Genomic DNA, 3,202 nt, shown 5'->3' with positions numbered 1-3,202 from the left:
GCTGCCCGAGTACATGGTGCCGGCCGCGTACGTGCAGCTCGACACCCTGCCGCTGACACCGAATGGCAAGCTCGACCGCAAGACGTTGCCGGCACCGGAAGGCGATGCCTACGCGAGCCATGCGTATGAAGCGCCGCAAGGCGAAGTCGAAACCGCACTGGCGGCGATCTGGGCCGAAGTGCTGGGCGTTGAGCAGGTCGGTCGTCACGACAACTTCTTCACYCTCGGYGGCCACTCGCTGCTGGCAGTCAAGGTCGCATCMCGCGTGCGCCAGGTGCTGGGTGTGGAACTGGGCGTGACCGAACTGTTCACCCATACCAGCCTGTCGGCGCTGGCGACAGCCGTCGGCCAGGCCGCGCAANCGCGTGCGCCAGGTGCTGGGTGTGGAACTGGGCGTGACCGAACTGTTCACCCATACCAGCCTGTCGGCGCTGGCGACAGCCGTCGGCCAGGCCGCGCAAAGCGAACTGCCAGCCATCACGCTGGCGTCGCGCGAGGGTCCGCTGCCGCTGTCGTTCGCACAGCAACGGCTGTGGTTCCTGTCGCAGATGGAAGGCGTCAGCCAGGCKTAYCACATCCCGCTCGGGCTGCGCATGCAGGGCACGCTCGACCGTACTGCCCTGCGGCAGGCRCTGGACCGCATCGTCGCCCGCCACGAAGCCYTGCGAACGACCTTCGTGCTGGAACAAGGCCAGCCGGTGCAGCGCATCGCCGCTGACACTGGCTTTGCATTNCTGGACCGCATCGTCGCCCGCCACGAAGCCYTGCGAACGACCTTCGTGCTGGAACAAGGCCAGCCGGTGCAGCGCATCGCCGCTGACACTGGCTTTGCATTGCAGGAACACGACCTGCGCAACCAGAATGACGCCGAAGCCAAACTCGACGAACTGGCCGAGGCTGAAGCTGCCGCACCGTTCGACCTGGCCACCGGCCCGCTGGTGCGCGGGCAACTGATCCGGCTCGCCGACGACGAGCACGTACTGCTGGTGACGATGCACCACATCGTCTCCGACGGCTGGTCGCAGGGCATTCTGGTCAACGAGTTCAGCGCGCTGTACAACGCGTATTGCGAAGGNGTACTGCTGGTGACGATGCACCACATCGTCTCCGACGGCTGGTCGCAGGGCATTCTGGTCAACGAGTTCAGCGCGCTGTACAACGCGTATTGCGAAGGACGCAACGATCCTCTGCCGCCACTGGCGATCCAGTACGCCGACTATGCGGCCTGGCAGCGACGCTGGATCGATGGCGAGGTGCTGCAGGCGCAGAGCGCGTACTGGCAGCAGACGCTGGCCGGGGCACCGGCGCTGCTGNACTATGCGGCCTGGCAGCGACGCTGGATCGATGGCGAGGTGCTGCAGGCGCAGAGCGCGTACTGGCAGCAGACGCTGGCCGGGGCACCGGCGCTGCTGGAACTGCCGACCGACCATGCACGCGGCACGGTGCAAAGCCTGGACGGCGCCACCGTGCCGGTGCAGTTCGACGCCGCGCTCACGCAAGGCCTGAAGGACCTGAGCGCACGCCACGGCACCACGCTGTTCATGACCATTCTGGCTGGCTGGGCCGGCGTACTGGCACGCCTGTCCGGACAGGATGACCTGGTGATCGGCACCCCGGTGGCCGGACGCACGCGTGCCGAGGTCGAGCCGCTGATGGGCCTGTTCCTCAACACGCTGGCGTTGCGTATCGACCTATCTGGCCAGCCGGCTGTYGGGGAGTTGCTGCAGCARGTGAAGCAACAGGCACTGGCAGCACAGCAGCACCAGGACCTGCCGTTCGAGCAGGTAGTCGAGCTGGTCAAGCCCGAGCGCAGCCTGGCGCACAGTCCGCTGTTCCAGGTGATGTTCGCCTGGCAGAACAACGACGCCGGCCGACTGGAGCTGCCCGGCATGGATTGCATGCCGTACGGAGTGCAGGGCAGCACTGCCAAGTTTGACCTGACGCTGAACCTGGGCGAAGACGGCGACACCATTGCCGGCGTGCTGGAATATGCGACGGCCTTGTTCGAGCGTGCCAGCATCGAACGCATGCTGGGTTACCTGCAGCGGGCGTTGACGGCGATGGTGGACAAYGACAGCCTGCAGGTTGCGCGGCTGCCGCTGCTGGACGAGCAGGAACGTAGGCGCTTGCTGGTTGACTGGAATACGACCGATGCCTATCCTGCAGATACCTGCCTGCACGCGCTGTTCGAACAGCAAGCCGCCGCTCAGCCGCAGGCAATCGCACTCACGCATGAAGGCCAGCAGCTGAGCTACGGCGAACTCAACGGCCGCGCCAACCGCTTGGCGCGTCATCTGCGCACRCTGGGCGTGGKRCCCGATGCGCGGGTGGCGATTTGCATGGAACGCAGCATCGACATGGTGGTCGCGATCCTGGCGGTGTTGAAGGCTGGCGGCGCCTATGTGCCGCTGGACCCGGCCTATCCGGCCGAACGGCTTGCCTTCATGCTGGAAGACAGCGCCCCGGTGGCATTGCTCACGCACGACACGCTCGATCCGGCACTGCGCAGCACGCTGCAGACCTGNGCCGAACGGCTTGCCTTCATGCTGGAAGACAGCGCCCCGGTGGCATTGCTCACGCACGACACGCTCGATCCGGCACTGCGCAGCACGCTGCAGACCTGYCCCGCAATCCTGGTCGAGATAGACGAGCATGCCGGATGGATGGATGAAGACGCCAGCGACCTCGCCACCGAGGCGACCGGCGTCACACCGGCACATCTGGCSTACGTGATCTACACCTCCGGTTCGACCGGCACACCGAAGGGGGTGATGGTCGAGCACCGCAACGTCGCACGCCTGCTCAATGCCACCGATGGCTGGTTTGGYTTYGATCGGCAGGATGTCTGGACGCTGTTCCACTCGTTCGCGTTCGACTTCTCGGTATGGGAATTGTGGGGTGCGCTTGCCTACGGCGGTCGGCTGGTGGTGGTGCCGCAGGMRACGGTGCGTGCACCAGACGCATTCGCGGAACTGTTGTGCCGYGAAGGGGTGACGGTAYTGAACCAGACACCGAGCGCGTTCCGTCAACTGATCGCCGCCCAGGAGCGCAGTGTCGAACAGCACAAGCTGCGGCTGGTGGTTTTTGGTGGTGAAGCACTGGAAGTGGCGATGCTGCGGCCGTGGTATGCACGGCAAGGCAACCACGGCACGCAACTGGTCAACATGTACGGCATCACCGAAACCACGGTGCATGTGACCTA

General features: G+C 65.4%; 1 protein-coding gene and 5 pseudogenes. All 6 read left to right on the top strand.

Translation table 11 applies throughout. The features are described 5' to 3' along the window. Positions 1-361: pseudogene (locus tag ASE07_RS30160) on the top strand (phosphopantetheine-binding protein); the annotation flags it as partial. Between the two features lie 187 nt (positions 362-548). Then, positions 549-733, top strand: a pseudogene (locus ASE07_RS30155) (condensation domain-containing protein); the annotation flags it as partial. A gap of 46 nt (positions 734-779) precedes the next feature. Further along, positions 780-1,075 (top strand): annotated as a pseudogene (locus ASE07_RS30150) (condensation domain-containing protein); the annotation flags it as partial. A gap of 16 nt (positions 1,076-1,091) precedes the next feature. After that, positions 1,092-1,313 (top strand): annotated as a pseudogene (locus tag ASE07_RS30145) (condensation domain-containing protein); the annotation flags it as partial. A 1-nt stretch (position 1,314) separates the two neighbouring features. Continuing rightward, positions 1,315-2,524: pseudogene (locus ASE07_RS30980) on the top strand (condensation domain-containing protein); the annotation flags it as partial. Position 2,525: 1 nt separating this feature from the next. Further along, the coding region (locus tag ASE07_RS30135; RefSeq protein WP_235548614.1) for an AMP-binding protein at positions 2,526-3,202 on the top strand (677 nt) is incomplete at both ends.

This window comes from Noviherbaspirillum sp. Root189 (genome assembly GCF_001428545.1).
GTDB lineage: Bacteria > Pseudomonadota > Gammaproteobacteria > Burkholderiales > Burkholderiaceae_D > Noviherbaspirillum.
The sequence above is the reverse complement of the archived record's forward strand: the minus strand, read 5'-3'. Positions and strand labels throughout refer to the sequence as shown.